At 72.3% G+C, this 21,291-nt stretch carries 17 protein-coding genes; 7 read left to right on the top strand and 10 right to left on the bottom strand.

Going from position 1 to position 21,291, the window contains the following annotated elements; translation table 11 throughout:
* Nucleotide 1: 1 nt before the first annotated feature.
* From ACIA77_RS22545 to ACIA77_RS22535, 3 genes are all read left to right on the top strand, one after another.
* On the top strand, nt 2-922 hold the full coding sequence (locus ACIA77_RS22545; RefSeq protein ID WP_395887893.1) for an SRPBCC family protein: 921 nt from the start codon (nt 2-4) through the stop codon (nt 920-922).
* A 14-nt stretch (nt 923-936) separates the two neighbouring features.
* Entirely contained in the window at nt 937-1,713 is a 777-nt protein-coding gene (locus tag ACIA77_RS22540; protein WP_395887892.1) for an IclR family transcriptional regulator, read from the top strand.
* A 757-nt stretch (nt 1,714-2,470) separates the two neighbouring features.
* On the top strand, nt 2,471-3,811 hold the full coding sequence (locus ACIA77_RS22535) for a HEAT repeat domain-containing protein (RefSeq protein WP_395887891.1): 1,341 nt from the start codon (nt 2,471-2,473) through the stop codon (nt 3,809-3,811).
* Between the two features lie 492 nt (nt 3,812-4,303).
* Here ACIA77_RS22535 and ACIA77_RS22530 read toward each other — a convergent pair whose 3' ends face one another.
* The 7 genes from ACIA77_RS22530 to ACIA77_RS22500 all read right to left on the bottom strand — a co-directional run bounded on the left by ACIA77_RS22530 (nt 4,304) and on the right by ACIA77_RS22500 (nt 12,098).
* The gene (locus ACIA77_RS22530) at nt 4,304-5,095 is read right to left on the bottom strand and encodes an enoyl-CoA hydratase/isomerase family protein (RefSeq protein ID WP_395887890.1); all 792 of its coding nucleotides are present in this window, start codon (nt 5,093-5,095) and stop codon (nt 4,304-4,306) included.
* Between the two features lie 79 nt (nt 5,096-5,174).
* On the bottom strand, nt 5,175-6,599 hold the full coding sequence (locus ACIA77_RS22525; protein WP_395887889.1) for a UbiD family decarboxylase: 1,425 nt from the start codon (nt 6,597-6,599) through the stop codon (nt 5,175-5,177).
* A 75-nt stretch (nt 6,600-6,674) separates the two neighbouring features.
* Nucleotides 6,675-7,943 (bottom strand): YeeE/YedE family protein, encoded by a 1,269-nt coding sequence (locus ACIA77_RS22520; RefSeq protein ID WP_395887888.1) that lies wholly within the window; start codon nt 7,941-7,943, stop codon nt 6,675-6,677.
* 64 nt (nt 7,944-8,007) lie between these two features.
* Complete coding sequence (locus ACIA77_RS22515) at nt 8,008-8,247, bottom strand: hypothetical protein (RefSeq protein WP_395887887.1); 240 nt, start codon at nt 8,245-8,247, stop codon at nt 8,008-8,010.
* Between the two features lie 25 nt (nt 8,248-8,272).
* On the bottom strand, nt 8,273-8,473 hold the full coding sequence (locus ACIA77_RS22510) for a hypothetical protein (RefSeq protein WP_395887886.1): 201 nt from the start codon (nt 8,471-8,473) through the stop codon (nt 8,273-8,275).
* 32 nt (nt 8,474-8,505) lie between these two features.
* Nucleotides 8,506-10,239, bottom strand: a complete 1,734-nt coding sequence (locus ACIA77_RS22505; RefSeq protein ID WP_395887885.1) for a hypothetical protein — start codon at nt 10,237-10,239, stop codon at nt 8,506-8,508.
* Between the two features lie 56 nt (nt 10,240-10,295).
* Nucleotides 10,296-12,098: a hypothetical protein gene (locus ACIA77_RS22500; protein WP_395888068.1), complete on the bottom strand. Its 1,803-nt coding sequence runs from the start codon at nt 12,096-12,098 to the stop codon at nt 10,296-10,298.
* A 727-nt stretch (nt 12,099-12,825) separates the two neighbouring features.
* On the opposite strand from ACIA77_RS22500, the gene ACIA77_RS22495 reads away from it, so the two are divergent.
* Nucleotides 12,826-13,677 (top strand): NmrA/HSCARG family protein, encoded by an 852-nt coding sequence (locus ACIA77_RS22495; protein WP_395887884.1) that lies wholly within the window; start codon nt 12,826-12,828, stop codon nt 13,675-13,677.
* A gap of 36 nt (nt 13,678-13,713) precedes the next feature.
* Here the strand turns inward: ACIA77_RS22495 and ACIA77_RS22490 are convergent, their stop codons facing one another.
* Together ACIA77_RS22490 and ACIA77_RS22485 are read right to left on the bottom strand one after the other, a co-directional pair.
* Nucleotides 13,714-15,354 (bottom strand): class I adenylate-forming enzyme family protein, encoded by a 1,641-nt coding sequence (locus ACIA77_RS22490; protein ID WP_395887883.1) that lies wholly within the window; start codon nt 15,352-15,354, stop codon nt 13,714-13,716.
* A 24-nt stretch (nt 15,355-15,378) separates the two neighbouring features.
* Nucleotides 15,379-17,052: a class I adenylate-forming enzyme family protein gene (locus ACIA77_RS22485; RefSeq protein ID WP_395887882.1), complete on the bottom strand. Its 1,674-nt coding sequence runs from the start codon at nt 17,050-17,052 to the stop codon at nt 15,379-15,381.
* Between the two features lie 167 nt (nt 17,053-17,219).
* Between ACIA77_RS22485 and ACIA77_RS22480 the strand changes: the two genes are divergently transcribed.
* Genes ACIA77_RS22480 through ACIA77_RS22470 form a run of 3 tightly spaced genes read left to right on the top strand, consistent with a single transcriptional unit; the run spans nt 17,220 to nt 20,116 of the window.
* Nucleotides 17,220-18,605: a phytoene desaturase family protein gene (locus ACIA77_RS22480; protein WP_395887881.1), complete on the top strand. Its 1,386-nt coding sequence runs from the start codon at nt 17,220-17,222 to the stop codon at nt 18,603-18,605.
* A complete protein-coding gene (locus ACIA77_RS22475) occupies nt 18,606-19,727 on the top strand; it encodes an LLM class flavin-dependent oxidoreductase (RefSeq protein ID WP_395887880.1) in 1,122 nt (373 codons plus the stop codon).
* Complete coding sequence (locus ACIA77_RS22470; RefSeq protein ID WP_395887879.1) at nt 19,724-20,116, top strand: nuclear transport factor 2 family protein; 393 nt, start codon at nt 19,724-19,726, stop codon at nt 20,114-20,116. Before ACIA77_RS22475 ends, ACIA77_RS22470 begins: the two co-directional genes overlap by 4 nt.
* Before the next feature lies 1 nt (nt 20,117).
* Here ACIA77_RS22470 and ACIA77_RS22465 read toward each other — a convergent pair whose 3' ends face one another.
* Nucleotides 20,118-21,221 (bottom strand): hypothetical protein, encoded by a 1,104-nt coding sequence (locus ACIA77_RS22465; RefSeq protein ID WP_395887878.1) that lies wholly within the window; start codon nt 21,219-21,221, stop codon nt 20,118-20,120.
* Nucleotides 21,222-21,291 lie beyond the last annotated feature (70 nt).

Genomic DNA, 21,291 nt, shown 5'->3' with positions numbered 1-21,291 from the left:
CGTGCGACTGGACAACAGCTTCACCGTCGCCCTGCCGCCGGAGCAGACGTGGGCCGTGCTGACCGACCCGGAACGCGTCGCGCCGTGCATGCCCGGCGTGCACCTGGACGCGGTCGAGGGCGACGAGATCCGCGGCGGCCTGCGCGTGAAGGTGGGCCCGATCTCCGCCGAGTACTCGGGCGTGGCCGAGTTCCGCTCCCGCGACCGGCGGGCGGGCGTCGTGGTCGTGGCGGCGTCGGGCCGCGAGGTGCGCGGCCGCGGCTCCGCATCGGCCACGGTCACCCTGCGGCTCGCGCCGGCGCCGGAGGGCACCCGCGTCGACCTGGCCACGGACCTCGCCTTGGCGGGACGGCTGGCGCAGTTCGGGCGCGGCGTGCTGGGCGAGGTGACGAGCCGCTTGGTCGGCGAGTTCGCCCGAGCGCTGGCCGACGAGGTGACGGGCGCCCGCCGGCCGGTGGTTTCTGGTGCTGCTCCCGCCCGGATCGCCGCCGCGGAACCGGTGGCCGAGGTCGTCGACCTGGCCGCGGAGGCGTGGCCGGACGACGAGCCGGCCGGCGCCGTCCCGGCTGCCGGCGGCTCGGGTGGCTCAGTCGGCTCGCCGGTTTCGGCCGGTTCGCGGGGCTCGGGCGGCTCGGGTGGCTCAGTCGACTCGCCGGTTTCGGCCGGTTCGCGGGGCTCGGGCGGCTCGGGTGGCTCAGTCGACTCGCCGGTTTCGGCCGGCTCGGGTGGCTCAGCCGGCTCGGACGGCGGCGTCGGATCCGCACGGCTCGCGAACGACGGAAACTCAGGTGCGCGGGATTCCCGGCACAACTCCGACACGGTCGTCCTGCGGGCGATCGCCCTCCCCGTGGCCAAACGCGTCGTCCCGGCCCTGGCCGCCCTCGTCGCGGCCGCGGTGCTCGCCCGCCGGCTGCGTCGATGACAGAATCTCCCGCGATGACCAGTTCTCAGTCTTCCGCCGGGCTGCCCGTCCCGTCGGTCGCCCGCGCCGCGCACATCCTCGACGCGCTCGCCGCCGTGCCCGACGGCCTGCCGTTGAGCGAGCTCGCGCGCATCATCGGCGCCCCCAAGAGCAGCTGCCTCGCGGTGTGCACCACGCTGGTCGGCACCGGCCTGCTCGTCCGCACCCCGGCCGGGCAGTACCAGCTCGGCTGGAAGGTCGTCCCGCTCGGCCGCGCCTACCTCTCGACGTCCGGCTTCGTGAAGGAGTTCCGGCGCGTCGACCAGGAACTCGGGCTGCTGTCGGAGGACACCATCGTGCTGTCCCTGCTGGACGGGCGCAACGTCGTGTACGTCGAGACCCGGCCGGGCCTGCGCACCCTCGCGATGTCCTACGAGATCGGCATGCGCCTGCCCGCCCACTGCACCGCCGGCGGCAAGTCTCTCCTCGCGTCCCTCCCGGACGCCGAAATCGCCGGCCGCTACGCCGACGGCCGTTTCGAAACCCCCACCCCGCACAGCATCTCGCGCATGCCCGAGCTGATGACCGAGATCACCCGCACCCGCACCAACGGCTACGCCATCGACGACGAGGAGACCGCCCCGGGCATGATGTGCGTCGGCGCCGCCGTCGCCGGCCGCGGCGGCCACCCCGTCGGCGCCCTCAGCGTCAGCATGGTCAAGTCCACAGTGGACGCACATCGCCTCGACCACTCGACGGCCGCGATCCTCCGGCTGAGCACCGCGATCACCGAACGGCTGGGCGGCCTCTGAACGCCACCGCCGCGCAACGGCACCTATCCCTCACTGGGACTCACCACGGATCTCCCAGCACTTGACACGGCCATCGGCTCCACACCCAGCCTCGCCACCCGCACCGCGCAACGCCACTCAGCTCCGAACGAAACTCACCGCGCGGCTCTCGACCACCCGCACCCGACACGGAAACCGACCCTGCACCCAGACTCCGCCCTGCACCTCGATCCGAAGCCTCCACGCGGTCTGTACCACAGTGTCAAGGTACTCTTTCCCGCCTTGACACTGTGGTACAGACCGTCGTTACCATCATCGGCTTCGGGGTGCAGGCGAGTCCCCAGCGCAATGGCGCGCACCAGCGCGCCGAGGCGCTTTGCACGCGAAGTACCGCCCACTGCCGCTCAGCGCCGCCCAACACCGATCCGCCTCGGCGCTAACGCGCCATTGCGCCGGATCGATCTCCCTACGGGCACCCCGATCTCTCATTGTCACGACGGTCTGGAGCACCTTGTCAAGGCGGGAAAGAGTACCTTGACAAGGTGCTCCAGACCGCGTGGAAGGCGGGGATCGAAGTGCAGGGCCGGGTCTGGCTGCATGGTCGCTCCGGGCAAACCGGCTCGGCTGCCGGATGTTGTGCCCGCGACGACACCGACTAGATCAACCGCGAGCACTCCACGGCACCTCCGCGACGTCCCAACGACGTGTGCCCCCATAAACCGCTGGCACCCAACGACTTCAACCGGCACCATTCCTCCCCGACGGGGGGGAACGAACAATGGTGACCAACGACGACCTCGACACACTCGCCTCAGGAAACCCCCGCGCCTGGATCCGCTTCGACGAATCGCACCGAGTCAGCCGCTGGTACTTCAACGACACCGCACACCGCGGATCGTCCTGGCGTCTCACCCGCACCGAACTCGCCGAAGCGGTCTGTGCCGCCAGCGGCCACGTCCGCGAGCGGGTCATCCCGGCGCTGAGCCGCAGCTCGAACCCCGAGGCCTTGCCGTTGCTGGTGATCCGCTGCACCGACTGGGTGCGCCCCGTGCGCATGACCGCGCGCCGGGCACTCGTGGCCCGTCTCGCGCGGACCGACCTCGTTCCCCTGCTGCCCCTCACCACCGCACTCGTCCGCCGGCGCAGCGACGGCTGGCTCGATGAACACCTCCTGCACCCGGTCCTGAACGCCGCCGACCTCCTCGACGACGCCCTGACCGTCGATGACTTCCGCACCCGTCGCCTGATCCTCGACTCGGCCATCGACGCCGGCCGGCTCTCGGATGACCGCCTCGCCGGCCTTGTGCACGACGACACCGATTCGGTGGTCCGCACCCAGGCGGGAAACCTCGTCCTCGACCACGGTGACCCCGCGTTGGCCCAAGCGATGCTGCGCGACGGCCCACCCCGAGTCCGGGCGCGGGCACTGCACCTCCTCGGCCACGCCCACGACCACCTCGACGAGTCGTCTTCGCTCGTCCGCTCGATGGCGCAAGCGCTTGTCCTCCGCGTCGGCGACGACCCCGCCCGGCACTACCGCGAAGCCCTCGCCCGAGGTGCCATCACGCCCGCGACCGTCGCCGGCCTGGGGGAGACGGGCACTGCCGCCGACGTGGATCTCCTGCGCGACCACTTCGCCCATCCCCGGCCCCGGGTGCGCGCGGCCGCCGTCCGGGGACTGCGGTGGCTCCTCGCCGACCCCACGAACTCACGTGCCGTCGAGCTCGCCCGCCCGCTGCTCGCCGATCCGTCGCCGGGTGTCGTGCGCGCGGCCGCGACCGTCGTCGCCGGTCGTCTCGGCCAGGCCGACCGCCCGTACCTGCTGGCGCTCGCCGCGCAAGACCAGCCGAGGCACGTTCGCGGCACGGGCGTGGCGCTGCTGCGCGGGGTGAGCGAATGGTCCCGCCTCGCCATCGACCTGCACCTGCTGAGCACGCCCGACGACCCGCTCACCGACGACGCCCAGCGCGACCTCGACGAGTGGCGCCGCCGGCCGACCACCACGTACACCCGGCCGGCACCCCAGCTGGCGGCGCAGATCGCTGCCTTGCTGGGCGCCCTCGAACCCCGCCTGGGCGCGGACGCGACGAGGTACCTCAGGCGCCTCGCGTCCGTTTGAACGCCGTCACCGCCGACAGCACCAGCACCGACGGGTTGCCGAGGTCCGGGAACCGTGCCACATCCGCGTCACGAGTTCCCGGGCCCCGGCGCACTCCTCGACGCCGCGGATGAACTCCTGTGAGTACGACCGCGTGAAGCCGACCGTCGCCGCGAGATCGCCGTCCGGCAGCCCCGGCCGCTCGTGCCCGGCGACCACCACCCGCGGCCGCAGTGCCGCGATCATCTCGGCGCTCGAACACACCGGCCCGCCGGCCCTGAGGCAGTCAGGAACGGGTTGACCCCGTGGTAAACCGTGTCCCCGGCCTTCGCCGCGGCTGGCGACGGCGCGAGCACCACACCGGACGGCGCGATGTCGGCCTGCGAACCTCGACCAGCCGGAGCTTTTCGACGTCGACCGAGAGCACCGGACTGTCCACAGCAGACGGAACCACGGTGCCGTCCACCGTCGCGTGGCAGCTATCCTTCGCCGGAACCCACCAGGGATCCGATCTCAACGTCCTTCGAACACGACATCCTCGTGCTGAGCCATGAACTTCCGCACCCCCTGGCTCAGCAGCAAACCCACCGCGTTCTGCAGATCCCTCGACTCGAACAGCGCCGGCGAAACCTCCAGCACCTGGGCGTCCGCCGCCCGCGCCCCTTGCGCGAGGGTCGCCTGCACCAAGCGCTTCGTAACCGCATGGGCGGCCGTCGGGCCCGCAGCCAACCGCTGCGCCCACGCCAACGCGGACGACCGCAGTTCGGCGGCAGGCACCACCCGGTTCACCACGTTCCACCGCTCGAACGTCGCCGCGTCGTGGAAGTCCGCGCCGAACACGATCTCCCGGGCCCGCGCGGGGCCGCACCGTTCGACGAGCCGGTTGACGCCGCCGAGGAACGTTGCTGCGCCGATCCGGGCCTCCACTTGGGAGAACAGCGTGCCTTCGGCGGCCACGACGAGGTCGCACGCCAGTGCCAGCTCGAGACCGGCCGCCAGGCACTGCCCCTGGACCGCGGCGAGCACCGGGAACGGTGCGTCCTCGAGGGCGTGGATGGCGGCGTACGCCTCGGTGAGCATCGTCCGCGCGTCGGCTTCGGAGCGGTCCTTGAAGAGGTTCACGTCGGCGCCGCCGCAGAACACCGGGCCGTCGGCTTGCAGCACCAGGGCGCGCGCGCCCTCGTCGCGCGCGCGCCCGACGGCCGCGACCAGCTGCGTCCCCAGTGCGGGCGTGAACAGGTTCGGCGGTGCCGTCATGGTCACGACCGCGACGGCACCGGCGCGTTCGTAGCTCGTCTCGCTCATGGCTCGGTAGACTAAGTCGTCTAGACTAAACCGTCAAACCGAGGCGAGTGTCCGAAGTGGACGGTAGGGCCGCGGAACCTCAGATCGGCAGCTCGCCCACCGCGGAAATCGTCTGGATCGCGTCGACGTCCACCGCTGCCAGCGCGGCTTCCGGCACCCGCGCCCGCGCCGGGAACACGATCGGCGGCGCCGGTTTCGTCGCGTCCACGATCACGGCCGACGAGCGCTGCGGCGTACGCCCGCCCTCGGAGTCGTAGCTCCAGTTCGTGGGCAGCAGGCCGCCGGGCCCGTTCCAGCGCGGGATGATCTGCAGGTCCTGCGACGCGTCGAACCGGGTGCCGATCGCCCACGCGACCTCGCGTTCGTCGTAGACGTCGATGTCGTCGTCGACGATCACGATCGCCCGCAGGTTCTCCGGCTCGGTGTTGAGCGCGGCGAACGCGGCGCGCGTCGGGTCGGTGTCGGAGTCCTTGCGGATCGACAGGTAGCAGTGCATGCGCGCGTGCAGCGGGATGTTGACGGCGCGCAACCCCGGCACCTTCTGCCGCACGGCCTCGTGGATGCTCGCGATCCGCGGCAGCGCACCCATCAGCCGGTGCTCGCGGCCGGAAGCCTGGATGTCCTGGAAGATCGCGTCGCGGCGCATCGTGATCGCGTCGACCTCGATGACGGGCTTGCGGCCGCCGCCGACGTAGTGCCCGGGCCACTCCGCGAACGGCCCCTCCTCCTCGAGTTCGTCCGGGAGGATGTGGCCCTCGATCACGATCTCCGCGTGGGCCGGCACGGGAATCCCGGACGTCACGGCCGGCACGGTTTCCACCGCTTCGCCCAGGTACGCGCCGGCCGCGTCGTACTCGCCGCCGATGCCCGGCACCCGGGACACCGCGCCCATCAGGAACGCCGGGTGGTGCCCGACGACGAGCGCGATCGGCGTCGGCTCGCCCCGTTCGGCGTAGCGGCGGTGGATCGTGCCGCCGTCGTGCGAGCCGAAGAACCACACGCCCAGCCGCCGCGGCCCGTAGATGTGGTGGCGGTAGATCCCGGCGTTGACCGCGCCCGACTCCGGGTCGCGCATGACCCCGACGGCGGCGGTCAGGAACGGCCCGCCGTCCAGCTCGTTGTGCGTCGGGATCGGCAGCCGCGTGAGGTCGGCGTCGTCGCCCCGCCACACCACCTCCTGCACCGGCGCCCGGTCGCCCGAGAACTCGACGGGTGGGTGCGCGGCGCGGCCCTGACCGGCCACCGACGAACGCACGAGCGTCTCGACGTCGACCCCGAGGGCCAGCGCCATCCGCTCGTGCGTCGCGACGAGGTTGGTCAGGCAGGGCAGTTCGCTGCCCGCCACGTCGGTGAACAGCAACGCGGGGTAGTCACCGCGTTTGTCGTACCACGCTCCGTAGGCGGTGACGCCGAATCGCGGGTCCACCTGTTTGCTCACGTGCTTGACCTGGCCCGCACCGGTTGAAACCACTTCGGTGAGGAACGACCGCAGATCCTTCGCCATCAACTCCGCCTTCCCGAGACGTCAGACGTCTGACGCACTATAGGAAGGTGCCGCCGACGGGACAAGCTGTCCCACTCAGCAGACGCCGTCGGACGGCTGTGGGTTCGTGAGGCCGAACAGCGGCCGCAGCCGCAGGCCGGCCCACGTGCCACCGAGCGCGAACAGGCCCCACAGCCAGCCGTGCAGGCTGCCGGTGGAGATCCCGGCGAGGTACGCGCCGATGTTGCAGCCGCCCGCCAGCCGAGCGCCGATCCCCATCAGGAACCCCCCGAGCACGGCTGCCACCGCCGTCCGCCACGGGATTTCGGCGCGGATCCGCCACGTCCCGGCGGCCGACGCGGCGACCGCGGCGCCGAGGATGATGCCGAGGTTAGTGAGGCTCGTCTTGTCCGTCCAGATCGGGCCCGCGAGCGCCTTGGCGTTGGTGCTCGTCTGCCAGAACTCCCACGTCTCCGGGTGCAGGCCCACCAGCTGCAGCAGCTTCGCGCCCCACAGCGCGAACGCGAACGTGACACCCCACGTGCCGCCCGACACCAGCACCACTGCGGCCGCGAGCACCCCGAGCACGACGGCGCCGGTCAGTAGGGGCCACGAACCGCGGAACACCCGCACGAACCCCCGCGCGGTCGGCACGACGTCGAGCGGCGGCGGTGTCCGGCGCGCCTGCACGGCCCGCGTCAGCACCACGACCAGCGCGAGCGCGGCGATCGTGATCGCCCACGACCCGGCCCAGCCGACGTGGTCCGCGAGCAGGAAACCGGACACCTGCGGCCAGCCGGTGAACACCGGGTACACCCAGCCGTAGAACACCGACCCGGCGATGAACCCGCCGAGGGTCAGCGCGATCGTCGACTGGCCCGCGCCGACGGCGAACAGCGTCCCGGACGCGCACGCCCCACCCAGCTGCATGCCGATCGCGAACACCGCCGCGCCGACGAACAGCGGCAGGCCGATCGGGCTCGCCGTGAGCTTCGGGGTGGCGCCGAACAGCCCGGCGCCGGTGCCGGCGATGAGCGCGATCAGCGTGGTCGCGGTGCCGAGCAGCAGCGCGTGGGCGCGCAGGCCCTCGCCGTTGCCGACGGCGATCAGCTGCCGCCACGCGGAAGTGAAGCCGAAGCGGGAGTGGAATAACGCGATCCCGAGCGCCAGGCCGAGCACGAGCAGGATGCCGTACTTGCCGCCGTAGGTCGCCCAGACGTACCAGCTCAGCGCGACGCCGAGCACCGCCGCGATCGTCAGCGGCACCACGCGGACCGGCTCTTCGGGCGCAGGTCGCGGCGCCGCGCACGACGTGGGGGAGGACAGCAGGAACCGGCCGGCCGGCAGGGGTTTCTTCACAGTCATGGCAACTCCAGGGAACGAGGAGGACGGGCGCGGCGGCCGGGGAGGCCGGCCGCCGCGCGGAGGATCAGCCCCAGGAGGGCAGGATCTTGCCCGGCACCCCGCCGAGCGACTGGACGAGTCCGAGCGGCGGCACGCCGAGCGGGGCGAACGTCCAGATGTTCGTGAGGCCGCTCGTGTCCGGTTCGTCGACCACGACGACCCCGGGCGGGTCCTGTTCGGCCGCGAGCGCGGGACCGGCGGCGACGAGGGTGGCGGCGCCGGCGAACGCGGCGATCGCGGTGGCGCGGACGAGGGTGTGTTTCATCGGGTTTCCTTTCGGGACGCGGTATTCAGGAGACGGTGGTGAGCAGGCCGTACCCGGGGGCGAGCAGATCGACGGGCTGGCCGAGCGGGCCGAGCACGCTGCCGAGGTCGACGCCGGGCGCCGCCCACACGGCGGCCGGGCCGGCCGGGGCCGCGTCCGCCACACCGGCGCACAGCGCCGTGAAGACGGCGGCCGCGGCGAGCGGCAGCAGGATCCTGCGGTTCATGCGGTTTCTCCTTTACTCATCGGGGTTTTTCTTCAGCGAAGGACCGCGGAGATCGGCACGACGGTGCCGTCGGGCACCCACTGGCCGGCGTAGTCGCGGTTCATCACCATCCCGGGGGCGTGGGGCTCCCGCGGGTCCGTCGGCATCGCGTTCACCTGCGCCGACGCGTAGATCTGCACGCCGCCGTCCACGTCGCCGCGGCTCGGCCCGAGCCACCGCGCGAAGCCGCCGACGGTCGGGCTCTCGCCGCCGAACGCGTCGCCGACCGCGACCGCGTAGGCCAGCGCGGTGGGTTCGCGCGGGTCGAACCGCAGCGGCAGCGACGAGCCGGCGACGGCGTTCACGAGCGGTGCGTTGAGCAGCCAGGGCGCCAGGTACAGGCCGTACTGGTGCGTCGGGCGGGTCTGCTGCGCTTCCTTCACGCCCTTCAACGCGGCGTACCCCCGGGTCCAGCCGGCCACGACCAGCAGCGCCGTGTCCGGCCCGGGGCCGGCCTGCACGCGCAGTCCGTGGCTTGCCGCGCGGTCTCGCACGAGCGCGGCCGCAGCCGTGCCGCGCGGCGACGAGTCGGCCACGAGCGTGATCGCAGCCGGCTTGCGCGTCGCCAGGAAGTCCACCAGTTTCGCCAGCGCACCACTGTCCTCAGGGGACAGTGCGTCGGCCGGGCACGAGGTGAGCACGTCGCGGTGCCCGGCGACCAGACCGCCGAGCGCGGCGGTCGCGCATTCCGGCGAGTCGTCCGCGACGCCCGGACCAGGCTCGGTGCCGGCGTCCACCTCGAGCGCCGACGTGGCGTCGCCGCGCTGGATCCGCAGCTCGCTGCGGCCGGGTGGCAGGACGACGTCGGCCCACGTGCCTTCCGCTCCGGGCCTCGTCACGGCCTGCGCGACCGGGCCGGCGCCGGTGGCCACCGCGAGGCCGGTGCCGGCGCTCGCGGGGAAGTGCACGAGGTTGTGGCCCGGCCGCTGCGGGCTGACCAGCACCGGGAACCCGCCCGCGTCGGCGAGCAGCGGGACCCCGGGCACCGGCAACGGGGGAGGAGCCGGGAGCACCGCCAGCGCACTCCACGCGAGGAACGCCGGCCCTACTCCGAGGGCGCCCACGCGGTACGTGCGGCCCGGGTCCCGGCGCAGCCCGACCGCGAGCGCCGTGACGACCAGCGGCAGCGTCACCACGAGCAGCACCGTGATGCCGAAGGCCGTGGTGTAGAGCCGCCGGTCGAACCCGGGCCCGGACAGGGCCAGCTCGACCCCGCCGGCGAGCACCAGCAGCCCGCCGAGCGTCAGCGCCAGCGGGCCGGGCCGCACGGTGCCGGTGCGCCACTCCCGGTGCGAAGCGCCGAGGAACGCGAATCCGAACCAGACTGTCGCGCCGGCCACGTAGCCGAGGTCGGCGGCGAAGGCGACTCCGGACCGCCCGGCCGACGTCTCGAGCACCACCAGCGCGCCGAGCGCCACCGCCGCCCACCGCCCGAACCGCGGCCACCGCACGAGCACCGGCACGGCCAGCGCGAGCAGCACGTGCACCGCGAGCGCGACCGGGTTGATCGGCACGGCGAACAGAGAACCGATGGCCAGCAGGGCCGACAGCGCGCCGAGTCCGGGGAGGATGGTGCGAAGCCGCCTCGTCAGCTCGCCGGCGAGCGGGGTGAGCAGGCCCGCCCCGGCGAGGCAGGCGGTCGTGAGCAGCAACGCCAGCCGCAGCGCGAGCGCCAGCGCGTCCACTCCGGACGAGCCGGTGCCCGGCGTGAGGTGGTCGTGATCCATCGTGGACCTTCCGGGGAGGTCCGGTGCCGGACCGTGAAGGCCCGGCACCGGAGGTGTCACTGGACGTCGGCGTCCGCGGCCACGAACAGCTCGGAGTGCGGCTTGGCGTTGCCGAAGTCGCCGTGCGGCCAGGACTTGCGGTTGAAGTTGATCCCGACCTGGCCGGTGAACTCGTCGCGGAAGTTCCGGTCCACCGACACCTGCCCGTCCGGCGAGAGGTTCAGGAGGTTGACCTTGTGGTCACCGTCCAACCCGGACCGGGCGACGAAGTAGTTCGACACGGCGAGGTGCTGCGGCTGCGTCGTCTCGTGGTACAGCCCGTCGGAACCGAGCACGAGGTTGTCGTACGCGCCCCAGTGCGGGCCGGCCCCGGGGGTGCCGGGGTTGATCGGCGCGGCCCCGGCGACGGTCGGCAGGTCCCCGCCCCCGCCCTGCTGCGCCTTGGTTTTGGTGTCAACGCGCCCCCGGATGTCCTCGATCCGGTCGCCCGCGTTCACGAGCTTGCGGATGTCGAGCACGTAGACCCCGCCGGTCGTGCCGGGGTCGTCGGGGCCGAGCGTGCCCTTCTGCCGCCCGACGATCGCGCGGTAGAGGTACTTGTCGTCCGGGCTGGTCTGGATCCAGCCGCCGTTGGAGCTGGCACCGTTGGCGTCGTTGTTCGGAAAGATCGCCTTGTTGGCCGCCCCGTCGTCGAACACCTCGATCCAGTGCGGTTCCTTGGCCGTGATGTCCGGCGTGTAGAAGACCGCGCCGCCCTGCATCGTCTGGGCGAACGCGCCCTTGTGGCCCGGCAGGTTCGTCACGGTCGTCTCCATGACCGCGCGGCTCTCGGAGTGCAGCGGGTCCGCGGGGTCGGCGCGCGGCCCGTCGGGCAGGTAGGACACCGACTTCAGCTTCGGGTGGTTGCGGTCGGAGATGTCCCACGTGCGCACGGTCGGGCGCCGCAGGTAGGGCGAGGGCTGCTTCACCGGGTCCAGGATGATGTTGCGCGGTTCGGCGTAGTCGCTCGTGACCAGGGTGTTCAGGTCCTCACGGGCCTGGACGCCGTGCGGGTTGGCGCACGTCGGCTTGCCCAGCTGCGGGAGGTTGTCACACAGCTTGGGGTTGTCGCCCTGCGGGGTCGCGGCGGGGTTTTCCGACAGCACCTTGGCGTTCGGGTCGAAGTGCACGACCTCGCCGGGGCTGCCGGCGAACCCGTTGCCGATCTGCGTGCTGCCGTCGGGGTAGGTGTACGGGCCGGGGACGACCGGGCCGCCCATGTAGGTGCCGTACGCGGTGCCGTCCTTGAGCACCCAGTACGCGTCGGGGACCGAACCGCCCGGCGTCTGCGTCGGCAGGCTCACGCCCTTGAGCTTCAGCTGCGGCAACGAGCTCACGTCGAACGCGTACGTCGCCGCCGCGAACAGCGCGCCCGCGTAGATCGTGTCGCCCTTGTGCCACACGTACTGCATGTGGTGCGGCTCGTTCTCCACGAGCGGGCCCACGGTCGCGGTGTTCACGACCTTCCCGTACGTCGGCGAGCCCTGCGTCGCGTCGATCACGGCGAGGAAATCGGGGCCGGGCAAGGCGTTCTTCACCTTGTTCAGCCCGCCGCCGAGCGTGCCCGGCAGGTTCTTCACGTCCTTCACCGCGGTGTCGGCGATGTTCTCGTCGCCGGCCCACACGAGCAGCCACTTCTTGGGCGGGCCCCCGTCCGCGCGCGACGGGGCCGCGAGGTCCTTCGACACCAGGTGGTTCTGCACCCAGTACTGCTTGCCGTCGGCGCCGGTCTTGGTGTCGGTGAGGACCTGGACGTCGGCGTAGGCGCTGGTGCTCGCGCCGGTGTAGGTCACCGCCGCGATCGCCAGCGCCGTGGCCATCGACCCCGTCACCACCTTCCGCCACCGGCTCGGACTCGCTCGCATGCGTTCTCCTCTGTTGTTCTGTCGGGCGCCTTCGTGCGGGCGCGCTGAAGACCGGTTTCCGTGCACGGCAAGGGAAACCGGGGGTGTGGTGAAGTGCGCCGGCCTGGCTCGGCGCCTAGCGGGTAAGGCTCAGGCTTCCGGACACAGCGCGCTGGCCTGCTGCCGCAGGTCCACGTGCCGGCGCCACACGAGGGCGACTGGGTCGGACATGCGCGAAATGGTTGCGCCATTCAGACCAACCGTCAATCCGGTGATCAAAGCCTGAGAAACCACGACATCGGGTGAAACCCGGACATGCGTGTCCCGGCCGGTGTGAGCAGGGATTTCGCGATTCGGTTCACCCGGACGGGTTGGCACAAAACGGAGAAGCCCGGTCGGTGGTGCTTTTCCGGCGAGGCCAGACGGGTCGCGTGGGCAAGGTGGCTGGGCGCGGCGAGCTCGCGGAGCACCACGGAGGAAGGGGTGCCGCAGTGCGAGCAATGGGGTGGGCGGTTCCGGCCGGCTCTAGGCGCGGGCAGCTCGGCCGGGCGAGGCGGCCCACGGGGCGGGAGGCCGTGGCGGCGCGAGCCAAGGGCGAGGGCCCGGGCCGTGCGGCCGGCTCCGGCTTGGCTCGGGCCCGCGCGGAACCGTTCGCCGGTAAAGTAATCGACAGCCGTCCGTCCTCAGGGGAGCGAGGTTCGTGATGCCCGAACGACCCGTGCTGGTGCTGACCGCGACCGGCGGGCAGGGCCGCGCCGTCGCCGAGGCGCTGCTGGCCCGCGGCGCCGCTGTGCGGGCGCTGGTGCGGGACGCCGCGCGTCCGGCCGCGCAGGAGCTCGCCGGGCGGGGCGTGGAGGTCGTCACCGGCGTGTTGGAGGACCCGGGCCCGCTGGCCGACGCGATGCGCGGCGTCGCGGGGGTTTTCGCGCTGACCACGCCGTTCGAATCCGGCCCGGCCGCGGAGATCGCGCAGGGCCGCTCGATCCTCGCTGCCGCGCGGGAGGCCGTGGTGCCGCACCTCGTGTTCAGCTCCGTGGCCGGCGCGCTGGACCACTCGGACGTGCCGCACTTCGACAGCAAGGCCGTCGTCGAGGCCGACGTGCGCGCGTCGGGCGTACCCTTCACGATCCTCGGCCCGACGTACTTCTACGACAACGCCCGCGGCGGCACCGACCGCATCCTCGCCGGCTTCCTCGACCTCCCCCTGCCCGGCGACCGCCCCCTGCAGCAACTCGCCCGCCCCGACCACGGCGCCTTCGCCGCCGGCGCGCTGCTCGATCCCGACCGCTACCTCGGCCGCCGCATCGAACTCGCCAGCGACTCCGTCACGCCGCACCAGATGGCGGCCACCCTGAGCGACGTCCTCGGCCGCGAGGTACGGCACAACCCCGTCCCGCTCGCGGCGATCACCAACGAGGACATGCACGCCATGTGGACGTTCCTCACCGACCCCGGCTACCGGGTCGACGTCCCCGCCCTCCACGCCACGCACCCGGACATCGCGTGGACGAGCTTCGCCGCCTGGGCTCGCGAGGCGTTCACCCCGGACCGGTGACGCCGGGCATCCGGACCCGACCCGCGCAGCAGGCCCCTACGTGGCAGCCGTCGTCGAGTGGGAGGAGAGGCGCGGGGCTTCCGTGATGCCCGCGGCGCGGAGCTCCGCGGCGATGCGCTCGCGCAGCCGGAACTTCTGCACCTTCGTGCCGGACATCGGCCAGTCGGTCACGAAGCGCACGTAGCGGGGCACCTTGAAGGTCGCGATGCGGCCCAGGCAGTGTTCGATCAGCTCGCGTTCGGTGGCGGCCGCGCCGGGGCGGAGCTGGACGTAGGCGGCGGGCACCTCGCCCAGCCGGGCGTCGGGGGTGCCGACGACCTGCACGACACCGCAGGCGGGGTGCTCGCCGAGGCAGCCTTCGACTTCGGCCGCCGAGACGTTTTCGCCGCCGACTTTCAGCATGTCCTTGAGGCGGGAGACGAACGAGAGCCGGCCGTCCGCGTCGGCGACGACGAGGTCGCCGGTGGAGAACCAGCCGTCGGCGTCGATCCGTTCGGCGGTGAGGCCGGGGTCGCGGTGGTAGTACGCCATCCGGGAGGCGCCGCGGTACTGCAGTTCGCCCCGTGTGCCGGCGGGCACCGGCGCGCGGGTTTCCGGGTCGACGACCCGGACCTGCATGTGCCGCAGCACTTTCCCGCTCGTGGTCGCGCGGACGTCAGCCGGGTCCTCCGGCGAGCCGACGCAGCAGAAGCCGAGGGATTCCGTCGAGCCGAGTGACGACATCTGGACCGCCGGCTCGACCCGGGCCTGCATGGCGCGCAACCGTTCCGGCGCGCCGACGTTGAGCACGAGCCGCAGCGCCGACAGGTCGGTGGCGGGGAAATCGGGGTGGTCGAGGACCTGCAGCCAGATCGTCTCGAACGCGGGAAACCCCACCGTGCACCGCTCTTCGGCGAGCTGACGCAACGCGGCCCCCGGTTCGAACGTTCCCGTGTGGACCATGGCGCACCCGGCGGCGAGCACCGCGAGGGCGACGTCGTAGCCGCCGCAGTGGAACATCGGCAGCGCGGTCCAGAACCGGTCCCGCGGCCCGAGCCCGAGCCGCTCGGCGACGGCTTCGCCTTCGGTGACCAGGGAAGCGTTGTCGTGCACGCACCCGTGCGGCCGGGCCGTCGTGCCCGAGGTGTAGAGGATCAACGCGGGATCACCCGCGCGCACCCCGGCTCGGGCCGCCGCGACGTCCGCGAAGTCGGCCGCGCTCGTCGCCAACGTGGCCGCAGGAAGCCAGCCCGCGGGTGTCGGACCGTCGTCCAGTGCGATCACCGCGCGCAGCACCGGCGCCGCGCCGAGGGTCAGCCGTCCGGGAGCCGCGGTGGCGAGCCCGGGCAGCGCGTCCGCGAGAACCGGCCCGAGCGACGGGTCGGCGAGCAGCAGCCGCAGATCGGCGTTCTCGATGAGGTAAGCGAGCTCCGCGGCCTTGAGCCGCGGGTTCAGCGGGACGGTGACCGCACCGAGCCAGGCGACGCCCAGCCAGGCCGTCACGCTGGCGAGCCGGCCGGGGGTCAGCAACCCGACGTGGTCACCCGGGCGGACGCCGCGAGCCCACAAGGCGCCGGCGAAGCGCTTCGCGCCGGCCGCGATCTCGGCGTAGGTCAGGCGTCCGTCGGGGAACACGACTTCGCGCTCGCCGGCTTCGGCGGCACACCGGTCGAGCAGATCCGGGATGGTGTCGGGCATGCGGACCCTCCTGAACACGGCCGATCATGGGCGAGCGCTGATCCGCGGCGCCTCGGTGATGCCCGCGGCCGCCAGTTCGTCGGCGATCCGCTCGCGCAGCTCGACCTTCTTGATCTTCGTGCCCGACATCGGCCACTCGGTGACCCAGCGGACGTAGCGGGGTACGCGGTAGGAGGCGATCCGGCCGACGCAGTGGTCGATCAGCTCCTGCTCGCTCACGGCGTGCCCGGGCTTGAGCTGGACGAACGCCGCGGGCACCTCGACGTACCGGGCGTCGGGCGCCGCCACGACGGCCACGATCGCGACGGCGGGGTGCGTGAGCAGGTGGCCCTCGACCTCGGCCGCCGCGACGTTTTCCCCGCCCACCTTGAGCATGTCCTTCAGCCGCGAAACGAACGTCAGCCGTCCTTCGGCGTCCGCGACGACCACGTCCCCGGTGTGGAACCAGCCTTCGGCGTCGAAGACGCGGGCGGTGAGCTCCGGATCGCGGAAGTAGCCGTCGAACGCGTTGGGGCCGCGGAAGAGCAGCTCACCCTGCGCACCGGGCGGCAGGTCCGCGCCCGAGCCCGGATCGACGACCCGGCACTGCATCCCGGGCATCGGGTGCCCGCCGGTTTCGGCTCGCTTGTCCGGCGGGTCGTCCAGCCGGTTGAGCGTGAGGAACGCGGCCGACTCCGTCATCGCCACGCAGGACACGTGCACCGCGTGCGGCAGCCGGGCGGCCATCGCGCGCAGCCGTTCGGGCACGCCCACCACCATCACGATCCGCAGCCGGCTCAGGTCGTGCCCGGCGAAATCGGGCCGGTCGAGCACCGGCAGCCAGATCGTCTCGAACGCCGCGAGCGCGACCGTCACGCGCTCGCGGACCAGCACGTCGAGCGTCGTGGCGGGATCGAAGAACCGGGGGTGGACGAACGTGGCGCCGGCCGTGAGGCAGGTGAGGGCGAAGGTGATGCCGCCGCCGTGGAACAGCGGGATCGCCGTCCACACCCGGTCCTCGGCCGTGAGCGGCAGGCGTTCGCCGGCGATGCCGTCGGCCAGCCGGGTGAGCGCCTCGTGGCTGAGCATCGCACCCTTCGGCGCCGCCGTCGTCCCGGAGGTATAGACCAGTAGCGCGGTGTCGCGAACCCGCACGCTCGCCGCGGCGCGGTCGGCCGCACCCGGGTCGGTCGCCGCGGCGAGCGCGGTGAACTCGGAACCGGAGACGAGGCCGGGCCCGCCCGGACCGCCGAGGTGCACGACGCGTTCCAGTTCGGGCGCGGCGCTCAGGACAGGACCGCCGAGGTCCGGGAATGCACTGCGCAGAAGGGCGACGAAGTCCGGCTCACCGGCCTGCGGGGGAGCGGTCACCAGCACCCGCATCCCGGAGTGCGCCACGATGCCCGCGAGTTCGACGGATTTGAACCGCGCGTTGACCGGCACGGCGATCGCGCCGGTTTCGGTCGCGGCCACGAGCATCGCCAGGAGGTCGACCGACGCGGGCAGCAGGATCCCGACGCGGTCGCCCGGGCGCACACCCAGTCCGAGCAGGCCGCGGGTGAATTCCCGGACCCGCTCGGCCAGCGCGCCGTAGCCGGCCCGCTCCGCCGGGAAGACGAGCGCTTCGCGGCCGGGGTGCTCGCGGGCGCGCCGGCGCACCAGATCGCCGAGGGTGGTGGCGGCCACGGACCGGACGGAGGCGGTGGCTCTGCTCGTCATCGGCGGCTCCTCGGGCGGCGAGGCGGGTTCGGCCTGCGGGCGGTCACTATCTACCGACCGTTTGACAAACTAGCGCGGGTGCTCAAGGGTGGACAAGCGGGAAGACCCGGCGATCCGCGGTCGGCCGCGACATCGCGTTGAACCCCGCGGCGAGGAAAGGTGATGCCGTGCCGAGCTACGACGTGGTGGTGATCGGGGCCGGGGCCGCCGGCCTGTGCGCGGGAGCGCTGCTCGCCACGGAAGGCAAACGGGTCGTGGTCCTCGACCGCAGCCCGTACCTGGGCGGGCGTGCGATGGCCGTGCCGGACGAGGGGTTCACCGTCAACCTCGGCGGGCACCTGATCGAAGACGGCGGGTCCGGCATCACGAAGGTCTTCGAGCACGTCGGCAAGGAGCTGATCCACGGCGAGGTCAGCAACGAGATGCCGATCTGGGAGAACGGCAAGGGCTGGGGCTCGATCCGCGACCGCTACACCGACCGCACGGAGCTCAAGAAGGTCATCAAGGCGCTCGTCAACACGCCGTACTCGGAGCTCGACGACTGGGACGACCGGTCATTGCGGGAGTGGCTCCACCAGCACACCTCCGACCAGGGCGTGGTGGACCTGTTCGAGTTCATCTCCGTGCTCGAGTGCATGACGGACAACTGGTACGACCACTCCGCCAGCGACAACCTCTACGTCCGCAAGATGCACTTCGAGGAGCGCAACACCGCCGCTTACTCATGCTGGCCCGGGCAGGGCTGGGACGGCCTGTGGCGCGACCTCGCCGACGCCATCACCGAGCACGGCGGGGAACTGCGCCTGGGCACTTCGGTCGAGCGGGTACTGATCGAAAACGGTGCGGTCCAAGGGGTCGCGGTCGCCCGCGAACCGAAGGTGCTGCCCAACGAGTTCTTCGAAGAGGAGATCCTCGAGGCCCCGGCGGTGATCTCCACGCTGCCCGTGTGGCACGTGCTCGACGTGGTGCTGCGCAGCGCGCTGCCGGAGTGGTACGCCTCGCAGATCGAGTTCCTGGCGCAGGACAAGTTCCGCATCGCCTGGCTCGGCCTCTACCTCGCGACGGAGGAGCCGGTCACCCGCTACGACCCGCGTGAGCTCGCGACCTGGACCTCGACCCCGTCGACGAACTGCTCGGGGTTCATGTTCGACCAGTCCGCGATGGACCCGTCGTGCTCGCCCGAGGGCACGCACCTGCACGTGCTGGGCGCGATCATCCCGGGGGAGAAGGGCCGCGACCGCGAGTGGTGCCGGGCCACGATGCAGGCGTTCGAACGAGACGCCGAGACGATGTGGCCCGGGTTCGCGAAACCGCTCTGGCGCCGCCGCCACCTGGTGTTCGAACCGAGCTTCGGCGTGATCCAGATGCCCGGGCTGGTCGGCAAGTACCGGCCGCACTGGCGGGCGCCGAACGTCGAAGGCCTGTGGTTCGCCAGCGAAACCTTCCGCAGCCGCGGCATCGGCACCGACCGCGCGGCGCGCGCGGCTCTCACCTGCGTCGAGGACTACCTCGGCGCGCGGATCCCGACCTTCGGTGATGGATGGAGGTACTGAGTGGAGCGTCTGCAGCTCGGTGTTCCCGGTCAGATCATGCCGCCGGCGGACGCCGCGGCGAAGTTCGCGCTGCGCAGTGAAGCCGAGGGGTTCGACGCCGTCTGGTGGCCGGATCACCTCATGGGCTGGCACGCCGACACCATGTGGACCGAAGACCTGACGCCGCTGGCCGCGGTGCAGCCGAACCCGCACACCTACTTCGACCCGATGATCATGATGGGCGTGGTGGGGGCGCACACCGAGCGGATCAAGGTCGGCGTGGTCGTCACCGACCTGATCCGGCGCAACCCGGCGATGGCCGCGGCGAGCGCGCTGACGCTGGACCACGTCACGAAGGGCCGGGCGATCATCGGGCTGGGCTCGGGGGAGAAGCTCAACGTCACCCCGTACGGGATGTCGTTCGACAAGCCGGTGGCGAAGCTGTCCGAGGGCATCGACGTGATGCGGCTGCTGTGGGAAGCCGACGGCCCCGTCGACTACCGCGGGAAGTTCCACACCCTCGAGCGGGCCGTCCTGGGATTGCAGCCCTACCAAGGGAAACCACCCGAGATCTGGACCGCCGCACACGGTCCGCGGATGCTCGAGCTCACCGGCGCCAAGGCCGACGGCTGGCTGCCCACCAAGATGACGCCGGCCGGCTACGCCAAATCGCTCACCACGATCCACCAGGCCGCGCAGGACGCCGGGCGCGATCCCGCCGCGTTCACGCCCGGCATGCTCGGCTACCTGCTCATGGGCCCCGACGAGGAAACCGTGCGCCGGCTCACCGAGGCACCGCTCGTGCGGGCGCTGTGCGTGCTGCTGCCCGCGCAGGTCTTCCGCGAACTCGGCGTCGAACCGCCCCTGGCCGGCGGGCCGCACGGCTCCGGGTTCCACGACTTCATCCCCACCACCGTGTCCCGGGCGGAGTCGCTGCGGATCATCGACGCCATCCCGCCGAAGGTCGTGCGGCACTACGCCTTCTGCGGCACCCCGGCGCAGGTCGCCGAGGAATTGGCGGAGTACCGCGAGGCCGGGCTGCGCCACCTCGTCATGTGGAACATCACCGCGTTCGGCGACCCGTCGCTGGCGAAGTGGTCGTTCCAGGCGATGCGCGAGCTGAAGGAGCTGGTGGGGTCGTGAGCGCCCGCGCGCGGACGACGGTCGAGGGCTACTTCTCGGCGATCAACGCCGAGCGGTTCCCCGAGCTCACCGAGGTGTTCACCGCGGACGTGGAGATCCACACGGTCGGCGCGGCCCCGGTCGTCGGCCGGGAAGCCGCGATCACGCACTTCGCGAAACTGCTCGCGGGCTACGCCGAGCACGAAGACCGCGTGACGCGGTGGATCGAAGCCGACGACGCCGGCACCGGGTCCGTCGTGACCGAGATCGATTTCACGGGCCGCCTGCTCGACGGCCGGCCGATCGGCTTCGCCGCCCTCGACGTGTTCGACCTGCGCGACGGCCTGATCGCGAAGGTCGCCACGTGGTACGACACCCGCGACGTCCGCCGTCAGGTGCTCGCGTCGTGAGTCACCGTCCCTTGGCGGTCTGCACCACGTCCATGCGCCCGATGCCCGAGTCGAACGGGGCGGCTTGCGGCGCGAGGCTTGCCAGCGCCCGGTCGTAGGCGGCCACGAGGGCGTCTTCGGCGGCGTAGGCGAAGGGGTCGGTCGTACCCGCCGCTCGGAGGGCCTTTTCGTTCGCCAGCATCCACTCCACCGTCTCCGCGAGCCCGTCCGCCACCGTCACCACGTCGCGGTACCCGAGGTCCTCGCGCAGCCGGGTGGTGTCCACAATGGACGTCGGTGACTCCTGGCCGCCGAACGCGGACACCGCCAGGCCGGGGCTGGGCAGCTCGCGCGGCAGCGACCGGAGCTCCAGGTCCCGGCCCGCCGCACGGGCGACCAGCTGAACCCATTGGCGGACGGTGAGAAGCTCGTCGTCGGCGACGTTGTACGCCTTGCCGGCGGCGGTTTCCGGCCGGTCGACCGCCAGCAGCACCGCCTGCGCGGCGTTGCGCGCGGCGGCGCGGGAGTGCACGCCGTGGCCGCCGTCGGCGAGGATCATCCACGGCCGGCCGTCGAGCACGCGGCGCACCACGTGCCACTCCCACGCGTAGGGGTTGCGCGGTCCGTAGACCGTGGGGTAACGCAGGTAGGTGGCCGCGAAGGAACCGTTGGCGCCCAAGGTGAACACCTGGTCCTCGCTGCGGCGGATCGGGCCGGTGCTGTAGCCCGCGAAGCGCGGCTCGTCCGGCGCGACGAGGGGATGCGAATCCTCGCGCACCGGCAGCCGCACGCCGTAGGGGAAGCGCGAACCGGGGTTGACGTAACCCTGGTAGACCGGCACGCCGCCGACCACGACCAGGTGCGCGCAGCGGCGCGCCACGTGCTCGGCGATGAGCCGGACCCGGCCGTAGGTCGCCACGACCACGTCCCACCCGCCGTCGCCGACGGCGCGCGTGATGTCGCCGGCCTCGAACGGGCTGCCGTGCACGTGCGGCACGTCCGGCAGTTCCGCGACTTCGTGCCGTCCGGTGTGGAACACCGTCACGTCGTGCCCGCGGGCCAGCAGCCCCTCGACGATCGGCGGCCCGGTCGGTCCGGTGCCGCCGACGACCAGCGCGCGCCCCATCACGAACCGCCCGTTCCGGCGAACCGCGGCTGCTCACCGCTGCCGTTTCCGTGCACTGGAGCCCTCCCTG

This window comes from Amycolatopsis sp. NPDC051903, assembly GCF_044452505.1.
Classification (GTDB): Bacteria; Actinomycetota; Actinomycetes; order Mycobacteriales; family Pseudonocardiaceae; genus Amycolatopsis.
Note: the sequence above shows the minus strand (reverse complement) of the source record. Positions and strands in the feature narration are given on the sequence as shown.

Bases quoted from the DNA above. Each gene is read 5' to 3' on its own strand.
- ACIA77_RS22540 (WP_395887892.1), top strand. From the start codon at position 937: ATGACCAGTTCTCAGTCTTCCGCCGGGCTGCCCGTCCCGTCGGTCGCC.
- ACIA77_RS22535 (WP_395887891.1), top strand. From the start codon at position 2,471: ATGGTGACCAACGACGACCTCGACACACTCGCCTCAGGAAACCCCCGC.
- ACIA77_RS22530 (WP_395887890.1), bottom strand. From the start codon at position 5,095: ATGAGCGAGACGAGCTACGAACGCGCCGGTGCCGTCGCGGTCGTGACC.
- ACIA77_RS22525 (WP_395887889.1), bottom strand. From the start codon at position 6,599: ATGGCGAAGGATCTGCGGTCGTTCCTCACCGAAGTGGTTTCAACCGGT.
- ACIA77_RS22520 (WP_395887888.1), bottom strand. From the start codon at position 7,943: ATGACTGTGAAGAAACCCCTGCCGGCCGGCCGGTTCCTGCTGTCCTCC.
- ACIA77_RS22515 (WP_395887887.1), bottom strand. From the start codon at position 8,247: ATGAAACACACCCTCGTCCGCGCCACCGCGATCGCCGCGTTCGCCGGC.
- ACIA77_RS22510 (WP_395887886.1), bottom strand. From the start codon at position 8,473: ATGAACCGCAGGATCCTGCTGCCGCTCGCCGCGGCCGCCGTCTTCACG.
- ACIA77_RS22505 (WP_395887885.1), bottom strand. From the start codon at position 10,239: ATGGATCACGACCACCTCACGCCGGGCACCGGCTCGTCCGGAGTGGAC.
- ACIA77_RS22500 (WP_395888068.1), bottom strand. From the start codon at position 12,098: ATGGCCACGGCGCTGGCGATCGCGGCGGTGACCTACACCGGCGCGAGC.
- ACIA77_RS22495 (WP_395887884.1), top strand. From the start codon at position 12,826: ATGCCCGAACGACCCGTGCTGGTGCTGACCGCGACCGGCGGGCAGGGC.
- ACIA77_RS22490 (WP_395887883.1), bottom strand. From the start codon at position 15,354: ATGCCCGACACCATCCCGGATCTGCTCGACCGGTGTGCCGCCGAAGCC.
- ACIA77_RS22485 (WP_395887882.1), bottom strand. From the start codon at position 17,052: ATGACGAGCAGAGCCACCGCCTCCGTCCGGTCCGTGGCCGCCACCACC.
- ACIA77_RS22465 (WP_395887878.1), bottom strand. From the start codon at position 21,221: ATGGGGCGCGCGCTGGTCGTCGGCGGCACCGGACCGACCGGGCCGCCG.